The organism is Pectobacterium aroidearum (genome assembly GCF_041228105.1).
In the GTDB taxonomy this organism is placed as follows: Bacteria; Pseudomonadota; Gammaproteobacteria; order Enterobacterales; family Enterobacteriaceae; genus Pectobacterium; species Pectobacterium aroidearum.
Window position 1 is genome coordinate 4,186,322 of record NZ_CP166097.1, and the last position, 17,661, is coordinate 4,203,982.

Annotated in this window: 14 protein-coding genes and 1 other RNA gene; 12 read left to right on the top strand and 3 right to left on the bottom strand. The window is 52.0% G+C overall.

The annotated features are described in order from the left end of the window. Nucleotides 1-96 precede the first annotated feature (96 nt). The 5 genes from smpB to AB8809_RS18930 all read left to right on the top strand — a co-directional run bounded on the left by smpB (nt 97) and on the right by AB8809_RS18930 (nt 3,937). Nucleotides 97-579 carry an SsrA-binding protein SmpB gene (gene smpB, locus AB8809_RS18910; RefSeq protein ID WP_012773422.1) on the top strand — a complete coding sequence of 161 codons (483 nt, stop codon included), beginning with the start codon at nt 97-99 and terminating at the stop codon, nt 577-579. Between the two features lie 50 nt (nt 580-629). After that, nucleotides 630-992: a transfer-messenger RNA gene (gene ssrA / locus AB8809_RS18915) on the top strand. Nucleotides 993-1,317: 325 nt separating this feature from the next. Continuing rightward, nucleotides 1,318-1,896 (top strand): hypothetical protein, encoded by a 579-nt coding sequence (locus AB8809_RS18920; protein ID WP_349855254.1) that lies wholly within the window; start codon nt 1,318-1,320, stop codon nt 1,894-1,896. A gap of 363 nt (nt 1,897-2,259) precedes the next feature. Continuing rightward, entirely contained in the window at nt 2,260-3,042 is a 783-nt protein-coding gene (locus AB8809_RS18925; protein WP_225181462.1) for an ABC transporter substrate-binding protein, read from the top strand. 268 nt (nt 3,043-3,310) lie between these two features. Next, nucleotides 3,311-3,937 (top strand): LysE family translocator, encoded by a 627-nt coding sequence (locus tag AB8809_RS18930; protein ID WP_180777536.1) that lies wholly within the window; start codon nt 3,311-3,313, stop codon nt 3,935-3,937. A gap of 42 nt (nt 3,938-3,979) precedes the next feature. Here the strand turns inward: AB8809_RS18930 and AB8809_RS18935 are convergent, their stop codons facing one another. After that, entirely contained in the window at nt 3,980-4,462 is a 483-nt protein-coding gene (locus tag AB8809_RS18935) for a GNAT family N-acetyltransferase (protein WP_181846996.1), read from the bottom strand. 106 nt (nt 4,463-4,568) lie between these two features. On the opposite strand from AB8809_RS18935, the gene AB8809_RS18940 reads away from it, so the two are divergent. From AB8809_RS18940 to AB8809_RS18950, 3 genes are all read left to right on the top strand, one after another. Further along, entirely contained in the window at nt 4,569-5,501 is a 933-nt protein-coding gene (locus tag AB8809_RS18940; protein WP_349855498.1) for a LysR substrate-binding domain-containing protein, read from the top strand. 358 nt (nt 5,502-5,859) lie between these two features. Next, a complete protein-coding gene (locus AB8809_RS18945) occupies nt 5,860-7,296 on the top strand; it encodes a glycoside-pentoside-hexuronide (GPH):cation symporter (RefSeq protein ID WP_181829618.1) in 1,437 nt (478 codons plus the stop codon). Nucleotides 7,297-7,348: 52 nt separating this feature from the next. Next, nucleotides 7,349-8,917, top strand: coding sequence for a glycoside hydrolase 43 family protein (locus AB8809_RS18950; protein WP_349855256.1), 1,569 nt, complete (start codon nt 7,349-7,351; stop codon nt 8,915-8,917). A gap of 78 nt (nt 8,918-8,995) precedes the next feature. Here the strand turns inward: AB8809_RS18950 and AB8809_RS18955 are convergent, their stop codons facing one another. Further along, complete coding sequence (locus tag AB8809_RS18955; RefSeq protein WP_349855257.1) at nt 8,996-9,421, bottom strand: hypothetical protein; 426 nt, start codon at nt 9,419-9,421, stop codon at nt 8,996-8,998. A gap of 386 nt (nt 9,422-9,807) precedes the next feature. Between AB8809_RS18955 and nifJ the strand changes: the two genes are divergently transcribed. From nifJ to AB8809_RS18975, 4 genes are all read left to right on the top strand, one after another. Further along, nucleotides 9,808-13,341: a pyruvate:ferredoxin (flavodoxin) oxidoreductase gene (nifJ, locus tag AB8809_RS18960; protein WP_349855259.1), complete on the top strand. Its 3,534-nt coding sequence runs from the start codon at nt 9,808-9,810 to the stop codon at nt 13,339-13,341. 283 nt (nt 13,342-13,624) lie between these two features. Beyond that, nucleotides 13,625-14,161, top strand: coding sequence for a cytochrome b561 (cybB, locus tag AB8809_RS18965; RefSeq protein ID WP_180777529.1), 537 nt, complete (start codon nt 13,625-13,627; stop codon nt 14,159-14,161). Between the two features lie 21 nt (nt 14,162-14,182). Further along, complete coding sequence (locus AB8809_RS18970) at nt 14,183-14,980, top strand: deaminated glutathione amidase (RefSeq protein WP_349855261.1); 798 nt, start codon at nt 14,183-14,185, stop codon at nt 14,978-14,980. Nucleotides 14,981-15,163: 183 nt separating this feature from the next. Next, nucleotides 15,164-16,234: a L,D-transpeptidase family protein gene (locus AB8809_RS18975; RefSeq protein WP_012773395.1), complete on the top strand. Its 1,071-nt coding sequence runs from the start codon at nt 15,164-15,166 to the stop codon at nt 16,232-16,234. Between the two features lie 59 nt (nt 16,235-16,293). On the opposite strand, the gene AB8809_RS18980 is transcribed toward AB8809_RS18975, so the two are convergent. Next, nucleotides 16,294-17,574: an O-acetylhomoserine aminocarboxypropyltransferase/cysteine synthase family protein gene (locus tag AB8809_RS18980; protein WP_012773394.1), complete on the bottom strand. Its 1,281-nt coding sequence runs from the start codon at nt 17,572-17,574 to the stop codon at nt 16,294-16,296. Nucleotides 17,575-17,661: the final 87 nt, after the last annotated feature.

Here is a 17,661-nt window from a genome sequence, read left to right on the forward strand (position 1 = left end):
AAATTCTGCGAAGCTTATCGCACGATATCATTAACCACGACACGGACGCACGGCGGGGATTTCATTCCCAATGACATCCAGTATAATGACGGCACTATGACAAAGAAAAAAGCATACAAACCCGGTTCCGCCACCATTGCGCAGAACAAGCGCGCCCGTCACGAATACTTCATTGAGGAAGAATTTGAGGCTGGTCTTGCTCTGCAAGGATGGGAAGTCAAATCACTGCGCGCAGGCAAAGCCAACCTCAGCGACAGCTATGTCACCTTCATGAATGGTGAAGCTTACCTGTTTGGCGCCACTATCACGCCGCTAAACGTGGCGTCATCACACGTTGTTTGCGATCCTATTCGCACGCGCAAACTCCTGCTCAACAAACGCGAGCTAGAGTCGCTGTTTGGCCGCGTCAGTCGTGAAGGCTATACGGTCGTCGCGCTGTCCATGTATTGGAAAAATGCCTGGAGCAAAGTCAAAATTGGCGTAGCGAAAGGTAAAAAAGATCACGACAAGCGTGATGACATTAAAGAACGTGAATGGAAGTTAGACAAAGCCCGTATCATGAAGAACGCCAATCGCTAAGCCACTGGCTTAACAACGGTAAGTTCTGATATACTGGTGACAGTTTCTTGGGGGCTGATTCTGGATTCGACGGGATTTGCAAAGCCCAAGGTGCATGCCGAGGGGCGGTTGGCCTCGTAAAAAGCCGCAAAAAAATAGTCGCAAACGACGAAAACTACGCTTTAGCAGCTTAATAACCTGCTCTGAGCCCTCTCTCCCTAGCCTCCGCTCTTAGGACGGGGATCAAGAGAGGTCAAACCCAAAAGAGATCGTGTGGATGCCTTGCCTGGGGTTGAAGCACTAAATCTAATCAGGCTAGTTTGTTAGTGGCGTGTCTATTCGCAGCTGGCAAGCGAATGTAAAGATAGACTAAGCATGTAGTACCGACGGTAGAGTGGTTCCGGACGGGGGTTCAAATCCCCCCAGCTCCACCAATTTAGATTCCGGTTATTACCAGATAAGGCCGGAAACGTGAAAAAGCCGCTAACCGCAAGGTTCAGCGGTTTTTTTATGCCTGTAATAACCCGACTATACCCTTCACAGCAGGATCTCTACCGCTACAGGAACGGCAGTTACTGACCATGCAGAACCTTGTAGAAGCCTCTGCCACAGCATGGACAGAGATCAAGCGTGGGAATTCCAACTAGCTGAACACGAACATATTGTACCGCACCCCCGATCTGATTCTGAAATAAGCAAACATGTTTGAAGTCATGTAAAATACCAACAAAACAAGCTGTTGATACAGGTCATGGATAGATGCGCCGTCTCTATAAAAAAGCGATACCTTATTTACTGTCGAAGGATTTTCTCGTTACTCTCCTCGTCTTATCCATCATGCTAGCTATTTTCTGGTACATGCTTTGGGCTTCGCATCTGTCACGTCGCACGATACTGATAGAGACATTTCCAGAACTCACTATCTACCTGAGCTTTGGGGTTGTTATGGGGCTTATCTTTGCTGGCCGGGCGCTCTACTCTCGGTCGGTAAAGAAGAAACTAAAGCACACGCTAGAAATGTTTTTCGGCGGCTTTGTGCTAGGATTTCTTTCCATTGTGAATATTTTTGACGTGTACGTTTACCTGTTCCCTGATGAGGTAATTAGTTACACATCCGACTATAAGATTGTTTTCCCTGGGCCATCCACAGGGAAAAGTAGTCGTTGCGAAGCTGGCATATGGGTTAAAGATGTCCATACCGGGCAATTTAAGCAACTATGTACCAATGGAGACATACTGTTTAAAAAAAGGCGGCAAGGAATGGATGAGTTATGGATCACTGCGCGAGTCAATAAACTCGGTACGTATATTGTCGATTATCGATTTACCTACAAGTAATCTCACCTGCAACCTCGCAAACCCCACGGCTTTTCTGACGCGTTCAGTAAATCGAATAAATTAAGTACCAAAAATCGGCTCAGGTAGATTTCCGGTATGCAATAAAGATCAGCAGCCCCCCAAATGAAGTTATGCGTGGAAATTATGTCTTGCTTACACGTCTGGACATCACCGATAGCGTAATTTTACATCCCGAAAGCAAATAATAACAATTAGTTATAACTTCAAGTGTAAATTAACGTCAGTTTTTAAAGTGTGGACTGAATGACATCGCACGACTCATTCACCTCCTATCGCTGGTGATAATACAGATATCGGAATGTTGAAATCTATTTCATACGACTAAAAAGAGGTGTGACTGCTATGTTCAGAAAATTATCTCTCCTGAAGTTCGTTGCCATTTTTTCTATTTCACCCTTTGTATTTGCCAAATCGGACATACTGCGTATCGGCGTCGATTTAACGTACCCACCCTTTCAGAGCCTGGATAAAAATGGTAATCCATCGGGCTTTGATATAGAAGTCACCGATGCCATCTGCCAATCAATAAATGCAAAATGTGACTATATCGTCAATACATTCGACTCCCAGATTCCCGCCCTTCTGGCGAAAAAAATAGACATCATTGTGCCGCTTGGGGTGACGCGTAAGAGAAAAGAATCGATAGATTTCAGCGACTATGTTTTTCATGTCCCCACCAAGCTTGTTGCAAGAAAAGAGGCCAATCTTCTTCCTCAGGCTGAGTTGCTACGCGGAAAAAATATCGCAGTACAGCAAGGCACGATTCAGGAAGCCTACGCTAATAAATATTGGCTCCCGGCCGGCGTGATTGTTAAAAGCTATCCCGATCAGGAAGCCATTTATGAGGATTTATATTCAGGAAGAATTGAAGGTGCGCTGTGCCCCTCCGTTGCCGTCGAGTTTGGTTTTTTAAAAACCCCACAGGGTAAAAATTTTGAGCTAAAAGGCCCGGAAGTAACCGATGCGGACTTATTTAGCCTCGGTTCCGCATACGGTATACGCAAAGAAGATACGAAGACAAAGCAGCTCATTAATCAGGGGCTGAAAGATATCGTCCAAAAAGGCCTATATGCAAAAATACAGAAACGCTATTTTGGCGATATTGATTTAAGTGTGAAGGAATAATATCAGGCACGGTGAATGGGTTCTTTTCATGCTCATCCGATCTCCCTAGCCACCAGAAGGCTGGGGAGATTTTGCCGAAGCGAGAGTTTACTGCCTTTCCTCCGCACCAACCTCAGCAACAGAATCTTAATGAAAGAGGGAGAGCGCCATTAGCCCCTTTTCTGTTACTATCTCGCGTTAGAAAATAGCGATATATATGTGAGTATATCTCGCTTCACATCATCGCTCTCAATCACGCTTTTACAGTGAACTACACGCAGGAGAAATCATGAGCCTTCACCTCTGGCTGGCTTATACAGGCATCATCATCGCCCTGATTGCCATTCCGGGTCCATCCGCCTTAATCAGCATGTCGCACGGTTTACGCTACGGCGCTTCACGCGCAACAGCAACCGTACTCGGCGGCGTCAGCGCGGCAATGATTTTGATGTCCTGTTCAGCATTGGGGCTAGGGGCCATCCTCGCTGCGTCAACCACCGCCTTCATGGTATTAAAAATTATTGGTGCGGTTTATCTCATTTGGTTGGGCATCGCGTCATGGCGCTCTAAGGATATGAGCACTGCGGAACAGGACGTGCAGGAAGCCTCGGCTCCTGGCTGGTTTCCGCTATTCCGTAAGGGCTTTCTGGTTGGGATCAGTAATCCGAAAGATCTGCTGTTTTTCGCCGCGCTTTTCCCAAATTTTATCGATACCAACGCCCCGCACGCCTTGCAGCTCGTCATTCTGGCGGTAACCTGGGCGGTCTTCGATTTCAGCATCATGTTTATCTATGCCTGCACCGGCCGCCGTTTATCAGGCCTGTTTTCCAACCCACGCCGCATCAAGCTGTTTAACCGCTCGACGGGCGGGATCTTTATTCTGGCAGGCACCACGCTGGCAGCATCAACGCGTTAATTGACAAGCTCCTGCTGCTTTCAGGCTGGCAGGAGCACACCGTTACGATGCCGTGACAAAATCAGCAATGCCCTTCTCGTCCATCCGATAGCGAACCCATTCGTCCTGCGGCTTCGCGCCAATGCTTTTATAGAAATCGATCGCGGGTTGGTTCCAGTCCAGCACGCTCCACTCCAGCCGTCCACACTGCCTTTCCTGCGCAAGACACGCAACCTGCTTCAACAACGCTTTGCCTGCTCCCGCATTACGATATGCCTGCGCGATGTAGAGATCCTCCAGATAAATGCCGTATTTTCCCAGCCAGGTTGAGTAACTCATGAAGAAAATCGCATAGCCAACAGGCTTATCGTCAATCTCGCAAATCAGCGTTTCCGCCGTCGCCCCCTCGCCAAATAACGAGTTTTCAATATCTTCAAGCGAGGCCAGTACTTCGTGACGTGCCTTCTCGTACACGGCAAGCTCGATGATTAAATCCAGAATCACGCTCGCATCTGATTTCTGCGCGGGGCGGATGACGATATTCATAAAGGTTCTCTTCTCCAATGCTAACTTTTCAGTACTGACAATAACCAAGGCTTGTCATGCTACCGGATTAAAAATACTGTATGAACTGCATTTCCTACAGCGACTGATGAACAACATGCATCTTGATTTACGGCGTATCGATTTAAATTTGCTGGTGGTATTTAACAGCGTATACCAGCATCGATCCGTCGCTACGGCGGCAAAAGAACTGGCGATGAGCGCATCAGCGGTCAGTCATGCGCTAACGCGACTGCGCAATACGTTTTCCGATGAGCTGTTTTTTCGTGTAGGCAACACCATGCACCCAACCGTATTGGCGGACGATATCGCGGAGCCGATCGCGGAAAGTCTGGCGCTGCTGACGCAAGGCCTGACGCCGCGTCCGCGCTTTAATCCCGCGCGCAGCTCGGAAAGCTTCACCTTCTCCATCACCGATTACACCGCATTTTCAGTCTTTCCCACTCTGATGGCGCAAATGGAAAAACTGGCGCCCCACATCAAATTCAATCTGGTCTATTCGCCGCAGAAAGTCGCGATTACGGATTTGCTGGCAGGGAAAATCGATTTTGCTTTAGGGTTCACCGACATGACACAAGCGGAGAACAGGGAAATTGAGGAGATAGACTGGATTGAAGACAGCTATGTCATCATCACTGCCGCTGGTTATCCATCAGGCAAGACGCTTACGCTGGATGATTATCTCGCCGCCCGGCATCTTGTGGTTACGCCCTGGAATGAATCCCGTGGGGTGATTGACTACGCGCTGGATAAGCTCAATAAGAAACGTCATATAGCGCTGAAAACGCCATCGATGATGAGTGCGCCGTTTATCATCGCCGATTCAACGCTGATCATGGCATTACCGCGCAATATCGCGACAATCTTTGCACAACTCCTGCCGCTACAGATTCATCCTCTGCCTTTCACTGTGCCGTCCTATCGCGTGAAGATTTACAGCCATCGCCGTAATAGCCGTTCAGAAGCGAGCCAGTGGATTAAAAACCTGTTACACAGCCTTGTGACACATCCCATTAGCTAGCCTGATTCTCCGCCATCTCGCACGGCTACAGCCATACTTTCGCTCCGAAATTACCTCCAATTACGGGTCAAGAGAAACGCGAGTAGAGCGCTGTTTTCCCGATAAATAGATCCGCAAGATAACTTGTCATACAGGTAAATCGACAGAAAAACCAAATTAATCTATTGATATAAAATGGAAATAACTCCGCATATATTCTGCCTCACGCTATTTTCCCTGTCATTTTTTTGTGACCTGTCTAACACATACCAAGAAACGTAACCTTCTTAATAAAATCCGCAATAGTTAATCCCCACCAAGGAGATAACAATAGCCGCGAGCCTGGCAAGAAGTTCCTCAATCATCTTTGGAGTTTCCAATGACCAACAATAATAAGCTGAGCGTTGCGGAGAAAATCGGCTTTGGCATGGGCGATGCCGCCTGTGGCATCGTCTATTCTTCCGTAACCATGTTTCTTACCTACTTTTATACGGATATCTATGGCATCTCCGCCGCTGCGGTAGGGGTTATGTTTCTGGTGACGCGCGTGCTGGACGCCATCGTTGATCCTCTGATTGGCATCATTGCCGACCGCACCAAAACCCGCTGGGGGCATTTCCGCCCGTGGCTGGTCTGGTTTGCCGTCCCCTACGCCGTGATTGCCGTACTGGCCTACACTACGCCGGAACTGAACGGCACGGGTAAACTGGTTTACGCCTACATTACCTACACGCTGCTGATGCTGTTCTACACCTTTATCAACATCCCTTACTGTTCGCTCGGCGGTGTCATCACCAGCGATGAAAAGGACAGGATTTCCGCACAGTCTTACCGCTTTACCATCTCCTCAATGGCTGGGCTACTCGTATCGGTCGGCACGCTGTGGCTGGTCGACTGGATTGGCGGTACCAACAAGCAATTAGGCTATCAGGGCACGATGATGATCATGGGCTGTCTGGCCGTCGTGATGCTGTTTTTCTGCTTTTTCACCACTCAGGAACGCATCAATCCTGCGGTGGATAAAAATCAGAACGTCTGGGACGATGTCAGAAACCTGCTGAGCAACGATCAGTGGCGCATCGTGGCCATCATTACGTTCTTTTCCAGCATGGCAGGTGTCATGCGCGGTGCGGCGACGCTGTATTACGCAACCTACCTGATGGTCGGGCCAGAGCAAGGCAGCGCCGCCGGAACGGCAATGAAATCCGCCTTTATTACCACCAGCGTCGTCGGCACCATTATTGGTGCAATGATGGCGGGCTACTTTGGCAAGCGATTCAGCAGCATAAGCCTGTTCAAGAACATTAACCTGCTGCTGGTGTTTGTCGGCGTCATCCTGTTTATGGTGCCGCCACAGTGGCTGGCGGTCGTCTTCCCGCTCTACTTTTTGATCGGCTTCTTCCACCAAATGTATCAACCGTTCAAATGGAACATGATGGCGAATGCCGCCGATTACGGCGAATGGAAAACAGGCCGTCGCATTACTGGTCTGTCATTCTCCGGCAACCTATTCGCACTGAAACTGGGTATGGCGGTTGCAGGTGCACTGGTCGGCTTTTCACTCGGCTGGTTTGGCTATGTTGCAGGTTCCCCCACACAAACACCGCTCGCCACTGCTGGTATTATCGGCCTGCTGAGCATCGGGCCATCGCTCTCCTATCTGGTTCTGTATTGGCTGGTACGTTTTTACAAGCTGGACGATAAGACGATGGAAAACATTCAGGCTGATTTGGCAAAACGTCACAGCACATCTGACCGCGCACCGGAAAGCGAACTTCCTGTCGATCAAGGCCTAACGCCAAAAGGCGCAGCCTGATCGCAAGACCCGCGGGTAGCCCGCTACCCGCCTTTACTCTCAGGACGATGACATGAGTACAGCACATTCTCCCTGGAACCCAGATTTGGGCAACGGACGTTATAAGAATCCGATTTTATGCGCCGACTATTCCGATCCTGACATCGTGCGCGTGGGTGACGACTTTTACATGGTGTCGTCTAGCTTTAACCACATGCCCGCGCTACCGATCCTGCATTCCCAGGATCTGGTTAACTGGACACTGATCAACCACGTATTCAGCCGATTCGATCTGCCAGAATACGAACACTTTCAGCCCGGCAAAGGTGTGTGGGCACCCAGCATTCGCTATCATGCCGGAAAATTCTGGGTGTTTTTCAGCACGCCCGACGACGGGATCTTTATGTCACAGGCTGACGATCCCAAAGGCGAATGGAGCAAACCGCACTGTCTGAAACAGGCGAAAGGCTGGATCGACCCCTGCCCGTTCTGGGATGACGACGGCACCGCCTGGTTAATCCACGCTTTCGCCTTCAGCCGCAGCGGTAAGAAACACCTGCTGCAACTGTGCAAGATGGCAGAAGATGGTCGTTCCCTGCTTGATGAAGGAAGGATCGTTGTCGATGGACGGGCAACACAGCCAACCATAGAAGGGCCAAAGCTGTATAAGCGCAACGGCTGGTATTACATTTTCGCCCCAGCGGGTGGTGTTCCAACTGGCTGGCAAACCGTGCTGCGTGCACGCTCGCTGGAGGGGCCGTGGCAGAGCCGGATCGTACTGCATCAGGGAAGCACATCGGTTAATGGCCCGCATCAGGGCGGCTGGGTCGAATTAGATAACGGTGAAAGCTGGTTTGTACATTTTCAGGATCGCCATGCCTATGGTCGAGTCGTTCATCTACAGCCAATGCGCTGGCAGGATGATTGGCCACTGATCGGCGAACAGCACAATGCGCGGGGGTTAGGGCAACCCGTGCTGGAAGCAACCAAACCTTGTGTTAATACCCCTATTGTCATGCAACAGCCATCAACCTCCGACGATTTCTCTTCGGCTACGCTGGGGCGACAGTGGCAGTGGCAAGCAAACCCTGACGAGCGCTGGCTGGCGCTAACCCATCCGGGGCTTCAACTGTTCTGTCAGCCCATGCCTACCCGCGCAGGTGAACCTTCCTGGTATGACGTACCTAATTTGCTGATGCAAAAATTTCCGGCCGAGGAATTTGAGTTCACCACGCAGCTAACACCCGCTCTGGAACAGGTTGGGGATCGCTGTGGCCTGATGATTTATGGCGAGCGTTTCGCTTTCCTCGGTATAGAGAAAGGCGCGGAAGGTCTTGAATTGGTCACCGGATTCGGCTGGATGAGTGATGCGCAGCAGTTGGAGCAATATCAAAGGCGTTTGTCGGTGTTGCCCGAACAGCAGAACATTACCCTACGCGTCACCGTGCGGCAGAACGCTATTTGCCAGTTCTCCTGGCGGGTCGATAACGGGGAATATAGTGTGCTGGATGATAACTTCGCCGCAGGTCCGGGCAAGTGGGTAGGCGCTAAAGTGGGACTATACGCGCTGACGACGGCATCAGGAAACAGCGGGGGTCATGCTCGGGTTAAAGAGGTGAACGTCACCGCTATCGAACAATAGCCCGATAGCAGCTATAGGAAAATCACGGGTCTGGCTGTCTGATCTTAAGTACCGCTCTGGTACCACATTGCTCCGGTATTACACGCCGAGAGCATCAGCAGCCTGCTCGCTTTCCACTTTGGAAAAGTGCGCGTAGGTCAGTGCATCGAGTAGCGCTACGCGATCGATCGTCGGATAAATCTCCGGGCTCTGCAAAAGCTGGCCGATGTCCTGAACACTCACTTGGGGATAGATGGCATGTAATGCAACAGCGATGTCGCGCGCGGCATAGCCCAGTTTACGTAAAATCACCGCAACCTGCTGGTGTGTTATCACATCCTGATAAACGGTATAAAGCACATCAGCAATTAATGTCGACGTCAAAACCGAAATACGGGACACATCCCCCGCTCGCCCACCCAATGCCTGAAGAATATGATCGACAGCCTGTTCCGGCGTTTTTCCCTGCGCCTGTTGTGAAGCCAGTACGGAAACCAGTTTATTTTTTATTTCATCATTTGCCATCGTTCGGTTCCTTCATACATTCATTACAGATGTTATTTTAGTATAAGCACGCTACCTGTCATGGCAGTAATGAGCAAACAAAATCATACGCCGACACCCTTGAATTAGTACAAAAAGACATCAAATCGCTCTAAGGTGTATAATAACGACCATCTTTAGGAAACGCGGATTCTCCCTCATAATCCAAGCAACGCACATGCAGCTTGAAGTATGACGGGGATAAAACACAGTTTGATACAACTCCGCATACATCGTTCCACCCTCTTTTTTCCTGAAATGCGATAATCCTCCGATAAAAATCGTATTTTCGTTTATGCCCAGTCATTTTCATCACCCGAAAAGACCATGTAAAATGAAGGGCTTAGTGAGCAAGAAGGCTATAAGTCATGATCACCACCGACGCTAATAACGCAGTCGCCTCTGTGGCCTGGCGAACCAATGAAGTCATCGCCATTTACCCCATCACTCCCAGTTCCAGCATGGCTGAACAGGCGGCTGCCTGGTCGAGCGACGGCGGGCTGAATATATGGGGAGATACGCCTCGCGTTGTGGAAATGCAATCCGAAGGCGGCGCGATCGCTACCGTCCACGGCGCATTGCAGACGGGTACACTCGCAACCACATTTACCTCATCGCAGGGTCTGCTGCTGATGATCCCCACGCTGTATAAGCTGGCCGGTGAGCTAACCCCCTTTGTCCTGCACGTCGCGGCTCGTACGGTCGCGACCCATGCGCTTTCCATCTTCTGCGATCATTCTGACGTCATGGCCGTGCGCCAGACGGGCTGCGCCATGCTGTGTGCCAGTAATGTCCAGGAAGCGCAGGACTTTGCGTTGATTTCACAAATCGCCAGCCTGAACAGCCGTCTGCCGTTTATCCACTTCTTTGACGGTTTCCGCACCTCGCACGAAATCAATAAGATTGAGCCACTGGGCGATGAGGTGATCCGCCAGCTTCTGCCACAGCAGGCCATTGATGCACACCGTGAGCGAGCACTTACACCGGAACGTCCGGTGATTCGTGGTACCGCTTCTAACCCAGATACCTTCTTCCAGGCGCGCGAAGCAACCAACCGCTGGTACGACGCGGCTTATGATCACGTTGAACAGGCGATGAACGATTTTGCCGCCGCGACAGGACGCCAGTACCAGCCATTTGAATACTACGGGCACCCTGAGGCGACTAAAATCGTCGTCCTGATGGGCTCCGGCGTCGGCACCTGTGAAGAAGTGGTCGATACGCTATTGATGCGCGGTGAGAAAGTCGGCGTGGTGAAAATTCGCCTGTACCGTCCATTCTCTGCCAAACATCTGCTGGCCGTGATTCCGCAAACGGCGAAGAGCATCGCAGTGCTGGACCGCACTAAAGAGCCGGGAGCGCTGGCAGAACCGCTGTATCTCGATGTGATGACCGCGCTGGCCGAGGCGTTCTCCGCAGGTGAGCGTTCACTTATGCCGCGAGTGATTGGCGGGCGTTATGGGCTATCTTCCAAAGAATTTACCCCACAGTGCGTACAGGCGATCTTTAATGAGTTAGCACTTGCCAACCCACGGCCGCGCTTCACCGTGGGTATTTATGACGATGTCACCAATCTGTCTCTGCCTCTGCCGGAACAACATTTTCCTGGTAACGCATCGCTCGAAGCCCTGTTCTACGGTCTGGGCAGTGACGGCACCGTTTCTGCAACCAAGAATGCGATAAAAATCGTCGGCGAAACGACGCCGATGTTTGTGCAGGGCTACTTTGTCTATGACTCGAAGAAAGCCGGTAGCCTGACCGTTTCCCATATGCGTGTAGGCCCACACCCGATCAACTCAGCCTACCTGATCGATCAGGCAGATTTCGTCGCCTGCCATCAGTGGCAGTTTATCGACAAATACAGCATGGTCGAACGGTTGAAGCCCGGCGGTGTTTTTCTGATCAACTCGCCGTATAGCAGCGACGATTTGTGGCACCGTTTACCACAGGAAGTGCAAGCAGAGCTGAATCAGCGCAACGCCCGTGTGTACTGCATCAACGCCGCCAAGATTGCCCGCGAATGCCATCTGGGCGCGCGCATCAACACCGTCATGCAGATGGCGTTCTTCCATCTGTCGCAGATTCTGCCAGCCGATGTGGCAGTAGAAAAACTGCGTACCGCTATCGCCAAAAGCTACGGCAGTAAAGGTCAGGAACTGGTTGAGCGCAACTGGCAGGCGCTGAGTGCCACATTGGAAGCGCTGGCAGAAGTGCAATTGGAAGCCATCAATCCAGACAGCCCGCAGCGCCCGCCAGTGGTTTCCGACGCCGCGCCCGATTTCGTCAAGACCGTCACGGCCGCTATGCTGGCGGGTCTGGGGGATACGCTCCCTGTATCAGCCCTGCCGCCCGATGGCACTTGGCCGACTGGCACGACCAAGTGGGAAAAACGCAATATCGCGGAAGAGATTCCGCTGTGGCAGCCTCAGCTTTGTACGCAGTGTAATCACTGTGTCGCCGCCTGTCCGCACTCGGCTATCCGCGCCAAAGTCGTCCAGCCTGACGCGATGGAAAATGCGCCCGCTTCACTGCAATCACTGGATGTGAAAGCACGCGACATGCGCGGCCAGAAATATGTGTTGCAGGTTGCTCCGGAAGACTGCACCGGCTGTAACCTGTGCGTGGAGGTCTGTCCGGCCAAAGACCGCCAGAATCCAGAAATCAAAGCCATCAATATGGAATCCCGTCTGGATAACCTGACGGCGGAAAAAGAGAACTTCGATTTCTTCCTGCAATTGCCGGAAATCGACAAATCCACGCTGGAACGTATTGATATCCGTACTTCCCAGCTAATTTCACCGCTGTTCGAGTACTCCGGCGCTTGTTCCGGCTGTGGCGAAACACCGTACATCAAGCTGCTAACTCAGCTCTATGGCGATCGTCTGCTGGTCGCGAATGCGACGGGCTGTTCATCGATTTATGGCGGTAACCTGCCTACTACGCCGTGGACTACCGATGCCAACGGCCGCGGCCCGGCCTGGGCTAACTCACTGTTCGAAGATAATGCCGAATTCGGTCTGGGCTTCCGCCTGAGCGTCGATCAGCACCGTCAGCGCGCCGTGCGCCTGCTCAACAAGCTGGCTCCGCAGCTGCCGCCGGATCTGGTGAACGCATTGCAGGAAGAGTCCATCGCGCCCGACCTGCGCCGTCAGCAGATTGAACAACTGCGTGGGCTGCTGTCAGCCATCAATGATACCGACGCCAACGTGCTGGCGAGTGAAGCCGATCACTTTGTCGATAAATCTATCTGGCTCATCGGCGGCGATGGCTGGGCGTACGATATCGGCTATGGCGGTCTGGATCACGTCATGAGCTTGAGCGAAAACGTCAACGTACTGGTGCTGGACACTCAGTGTTACTCCAACACAGGTGGTCAACAGTCCAAGGCGACGCCTCTGGGCGCAGTAACCAAGTTTGGCGAGAAAGGCAAACGCAAAGCACGTAAGGATCTCGGCATCAACGTCATGATGTACGGCCACGTGTATGTCGCGCAAATCTCACTGGGCGCACAGCTGAACCAGACGGTAAAAGCGATTCAGGAAGCAGAAGCCTGGCCGGGTCCGTCGCTGATTATTGCGTACAGCCCGTGCGAAGAGCACGGCTACGATCTGGCATTCAGTCACGATCAGATGCGCCAATTGACAGCAACGGGCTTCTGGCCGCTCTACCGCTTCGACCCACGTCGTGCCGAAGAAGGGAAAGCCGCGCTGGTTACCGATTCTCGTCCGCCATCAAGCAGCTTGAGTGAAACGCTGCTGAAAGAGCAACGCTTCCGCCGCCTGAATAGCATGATGCCGGAAGAAACCGCACAGCTCTATGAAGAAGCAGAACTGGATCTGCGTCGCCGCTTTGACTTCCTGACCATGATGGCCGGCAAGGCAGAGAAAAACCCGCAGGAATAACCCTTCCTCTTCCAAACCGGCTTCGGCCGGTTTTTTTATATCTACTTTTCCTAGCTCTCCCCTCCGTCTGTCGCGTTGCCACATTGCTATACAAATTCAGCAACAATTTCGTGCTCCACACCATCCCTATTCGTATGCAATACCGTATACGCACCCAACGCTCATGGCACGGTTTGTCAGGCACGGTAAAGAGGGGCTGACAAGACGCAAGTTACCTTATACTTTATGAGATTATTCGCTCGTTACGGTATCAAACCGCTATCAAAGATGCAGAGGAAGAAACATGAAAGGAAAGTTCGCACCATCGCAAATTGCATTGCACTGGCTGGTTTTTCTGTTGCTCGTTGTGACCTATGCCACCATCGAACTACGCGGATTTGCTGAACGCGGCTCACTGCTGCGCACCGTGATGATCGTGACGCACTTTAGCTGTGGCGTCACCATACTGGTTCTTATGCTGGCACGTCTGTTCTTACGCCACCGGCATACCTCCCCCGCCATTACCCCACAGCCGCCACGTTGGCAAAGTGCGCTGGGCTCACTCACCCACGCCGTTATTTACCTGCTATTTATCACGCTGCCAATACTGGGCGTTGCCTCGCGCTATTACAATGGCCGGGACTGGATGCTTTTTGGTATCAGTATGCCAACAGCCGCGACGCCGAATTTCGATCTTGCTGAAACACTGATTGGCTGGCATGAAACGCTGGCGCCATTAGGCTACTGGCTCATTGCCGCGCATACCGCCGCCGCTCTGTTCCACCACTATGTCATGAAAGACAACACGCTACTGCGCATGATGCCAGCCAAGCGCGATTAATCAGGCAACGAAGGAGCAAGAATGAAAGTCGCACTGGGGCAATTCGCCGTTGACCGCGAGTGGCAACAAAACGCCACAACCATCGCTGAGCTCATGTCAGCAGCACAACAAAACGGGGCTGACCTACTGGTGCTGCCAGAAGGCGTGCTGGCGCGCGATATCACCAATCCCAATATGGTGCTCACCGCTGCTCAGCCGCTTGACGGCCCGTTTATTTCGCATCTGCTGGAAGCCAGTAAAGGCAACAACCTGACGACCATGCTGTGCGTGCATATCCCGAATGGCGAAGGGAAAGTCTGGAATACGCTGCTGGTGTTGCGTAACGGTGAGATCGTTGCTCAATACCGAAAGCTGCACCTGTACGATGCGTTTTCCGTACAGGAATCGGAAAACGTACTGGCAGGCGAAGAGATTCCACCCCTGTTGACCATCGCTGGGTTAAACGTCGGGCTGATGACATGCTATGACATTCGCTTCCCTGAACTTGCTCGCCGTCTGGTGCTGGACGGCGCAGATGTACTCGTTCTCCCCTCCGCCTGGATTAAGGGGCCGCTGAAAGAGGCGCACTGGGAACTACTGGTGCGAGCCAGAGCACTGGAAAACACCACTTATCTCGTCGCCGTTGGCGAATGCGGCGTCAAGAATATCGGCAACAGTATGGTGGTCGATCCTTTAGGCGTTGTTGTGGTTCAGGCACCGGAAACACCGGCTCTCATCTATGCCGACATTGAACCGGAACGACTGGCCTATGCTCGTCAGATTCTTCCAGTACTCGCGAATCGACGCTTTCAAAAACCCACACTAGACGGGGAAAATTGAGTGGTGTTTCACTCTACGCCGTTTTATTTCTCATTCGTGCGCCAAAAAGTGTGATTAGTTACACATGTTGTTTCCCTCGGAGGCCATTCTGCACATATAATGCGCATCCGGTCGCATCGCGACCTTAGCAGACCAGCCTCCTGATTCGGGGGGTGCATTTACCACTCAAATAAAGAAACGAAAATGAGTATTCGCGCGATCTTTACTTTAGTTCTTGCTGCCGCCGCATTCAGCCAGGCCGCTTTTGCCGTTGTTTATCCTCTGCCTGCGGCGAACAGCCGACTGATAGGCGAGAATATCGAAATCACCGTACCGGAAGATAGCACGCAGCCGTTGGAACATTTTGCAGCACAGTTCCAAATGGGTCTGAGCAACATGATGGAAGCCAACCCGGATGCGGACGTTTATCTGCCCGTTCCCGGCAGCAAAATGGTGATCCCTCATCAGCTGATTCTGCCGGACGCACCGCGTGAAGGCATTGTCATCAACAGCGCAGAAATGCGTCTGTACTACTATCCGAAAGGCTCCAAGACCGTAGTCGTTTTGCCAATCGGGATTGGTGAGTTAGGTAAAGATACGCCGATCAACTGGACGACGTCCGTTCAACGTAAGAAAGCAGGTCCAACCTGGACGCCAACCGCGAAAATGCATGCAGAATATGCGGCACGCGGTGAAACACTGCAAAAAGTTTTCCCGGCAGGCCCGGATAACCCAATGGGGCTGTATGCGCTGTACATCGGTAACCTGTACGCGATCCACGGCACCAACGCCAACTTCGGTATTGGTCTGCGCGTGAGTCACGGCTGCGTTCGTCTGCGTGCCGATGATATTAAATATCTGTTCGACCACGTTCCAGTTGGTACACGAGTTCAGTTCATCAATGAGCCAGTGAAAGCCACCGTTGAGCCAGACGGTTCACGTTATGTTGAAGTTCACAATCCGCTGTCTCGCACGGTAGAAGAATTCCATTCTGATTCTCCGGCACCAATCAGCATGACGCCACAAGTGAGCAAAGTTCTGGCCGACGCCAGCGTGAACACTAGCGAAGTCGATCAGGCAATCCAGAGACGTTCTGGTATGCCGACCAAAATCAATGGTCTGATTGAACAAGCCACCCCGGCTATTCCGGTTGAATCTGCGGCGGCACCTGTCGCACCAGAAGTACAGCCGCAAGATAGCCTGAATGCGGAGCAAAATGCCGCACCGGTTGAATCACAGCCGACGACTACCGCGACCGACGCCAACCGTTCGTAATCGCTATAACGCGTTGGACCCGTTCAGGTGTCCAACGCGTTTCTTTATTCCCCTACCGTTTACTGCTTCTGAGAAGCATCCAGCGCCTGCGCCACATCAGCGATGATGTCGTCAATGTGTTCAATGCCGACCGAAATCCGGACCAGATCCTCACTCACTCCCGCTTTCGCCAGCTCTTCCGCATTTAACTGCCGGTGCGTGGTACTTGCCGGATGGCACGCAAGCGATTTGGCATCGCCAATATTAACCAGCCGTAAGATCATCTTCAGCGCATCAATAAAGTGACCGCCAGCCGCTTTCCCACCTTTAATGCCAAAACTGATAATCCCAGAGGCTTTGCCCGAGGTAATTTTGTCGCAGTTTGCTTTATAGGGACTATCCGGCAAGGCGCCATAGTTCACCCAGGTAACCAGCGGGTGTTGATTCAGGTAGCTAGCCAACGCTTCCGCATTGCTGCAATGGCGTTCGATACGCAGGCTGAGGGTTTCCAGCCCCTGCAACAGCAAGAACGTGCTGTGAGGGGAAAGCGCCGCGCCCGTATTGCGTAACGGCACAACCCGACAGCGCCCGATATAGGCCGCCGGACCGAAAGCGTCGGTATACACTACGCCGTGATAAGAAGGATCGGGCTCGTTCAGTAACGGGAAACGCGCTTTATTCGCCACCCAGTCAAACTTGCCGGAATCGATAATCGCACCGCCAATCGTGGTGCCGTGACCACCGATATATTTGGTCAGCGAGTGGACGACGATATCTGCACCGTGTTCAAAAGGCCGGCACAGCACGGGGGTCGCCACGGTATTATCGACAATCACCGGGACGCCGTGGCGATGTGCAATTTCCGCGATTTTGGCAATGTCCACGATATTTCCCGCCGGATTCCCGATAGATTCACAAAAAACAGCGCGGGTGCGTTCATCAATCAGCGACTCCAGCGTCGTAAAATCATCGAAAGAGGCCATCCGCACTTCAACGCCCTGACGCGGCAAGGTATGGGCAAACAGGTTATAGGTACCGCCATACAGTTGGCTGGTGCTGACGATATTGTCCCCAACCTGCGTGAGCGCCTGGAGCGAATAGGTAATCGCCGCCATACCAGATGACAGCACCAGTGCGCCAATGCCGCCTTCAATAGCAGCCAGACGTTGTTCAAGCACCGCGTTCGTCGGGTTCATGATACGGCTATAGATGTTGCCCGCCACTTTCAGGTCAAACAGATCGGCACCGTGTTGCGTGTCATCAAATGTGTAAGACGTCGTCTGGTAAATCGGCACGGCTGCGGACTTCGTTGTCGCTTCAGATTCATAACCATGATGTAGCGCGAGGGATTCAAGTTTCATCTTACGAGCCTTTTTGTCATTCGTTGGAGTGAGGAAAATATCGACACAAAATAGCAGACTGCGCTCGGGAAAAGCACTTGATGATGT

Excerpts from the sequence above, each read along its gene's own strand:
- smpB (WP_012773422.1), top strand. The coding sequence starts at position 97 with ATGACAAAGAAAAAAGCATACAAACCCGGTTCCGCCACCATTGCGCAG.
- AB8809_RS18920 (WP_349855254.1), top strand. The coding sequence starts at position 1,318 with ATGCGCCGTCTCTATAAAAAAGCGATACCTTATTTACTGTCGAAGGAT.
- AB8809_RS18925 (WP_225181462.1), top strand. The coding sequence starts at position 2,260 with ATGTTCAGAAAATTATCTCTCCTGAAGTTCGTTGCCATTTTTTCTATT.
- AB8809_RS18930 (WP_180777536.1), top strand. The coding sequence starts at position 3,311 with ATGAGCCTTCACCTCTGGCTGGCTTATACAGGCATCATCATCGCCCTG.
- AB8809_RS18935 (WP_181846996.1), bottom strand. The coding sequence starts at position 4,462 with ATGAATATCGTCATCCGCCCCGCGCAGAAATCAGATGCGAGCGTGATT.
- AB8809_RS18940 (WP_349855498.1), top strand. The coding sequence starts at position 4,569 with ATGAACAACATGCATCTTGATTTACGGCGTATCGATTTAAATTTGCTG.
- AB8809_RS18945 (WP_181829618.1), top strand. The coding sequence starts at position 5,860 with ATGACCAACAATAATAAGCTGAGCGTTGCGGAGAAAATCGGCTTTGGC.
- AB8809_RS18950 (WP_349855256.1), top strand. The coding sequence starts at position 7,349 with ATGAGTACAGCACATTCTCCCTGGAACCCAGATTTGGGCAACGGACGT.
- AB8809_RS18955 (WP_349855257.1), bottom strand. The coding sequence starts at position 9,421 with ATGGCAAATGATGAAATAAAAAATAAACTGGTTTCCGTACTGGCTTCA.
- nifJ (WP_349855259.1), top strand. The coding sequence starts at position 9,808 with ATGATCACCACCGACGCTAATAACGCAGTCGCCTCTGTGGCCTGGCGA.
- cybB (WP_180777529.1), top strand. The coding sequence starts at position 13,625 with ATGAAAGGAAAGTTCGCACCATCGCAAATTGCATTGCACTGGCTGGTT.
- AB8809_RS18970 (WP_349855261.1), top strand. The coding sequence starts at position 14,183 with ATGAAAGTCGCACTGGGGCAATTCGCCGTTGACCGCGAGTGGCAACAA.
- AB8809_RS18975 (WP_012773395.1), top strand. The coding sequence starts at position 15,164 with ATGAGTATTCGCGCGATCTTTACTTTAGTTCTTGCTGCCGCCGCATTC.
- AB8809_RS18980 (WP_012773394.1), bottom strand. The coding sequence starts at position 17,574 with ATGAAACTTGAATCCCTCGCGCTACATCATGGTTATGAATCTGAAGCG.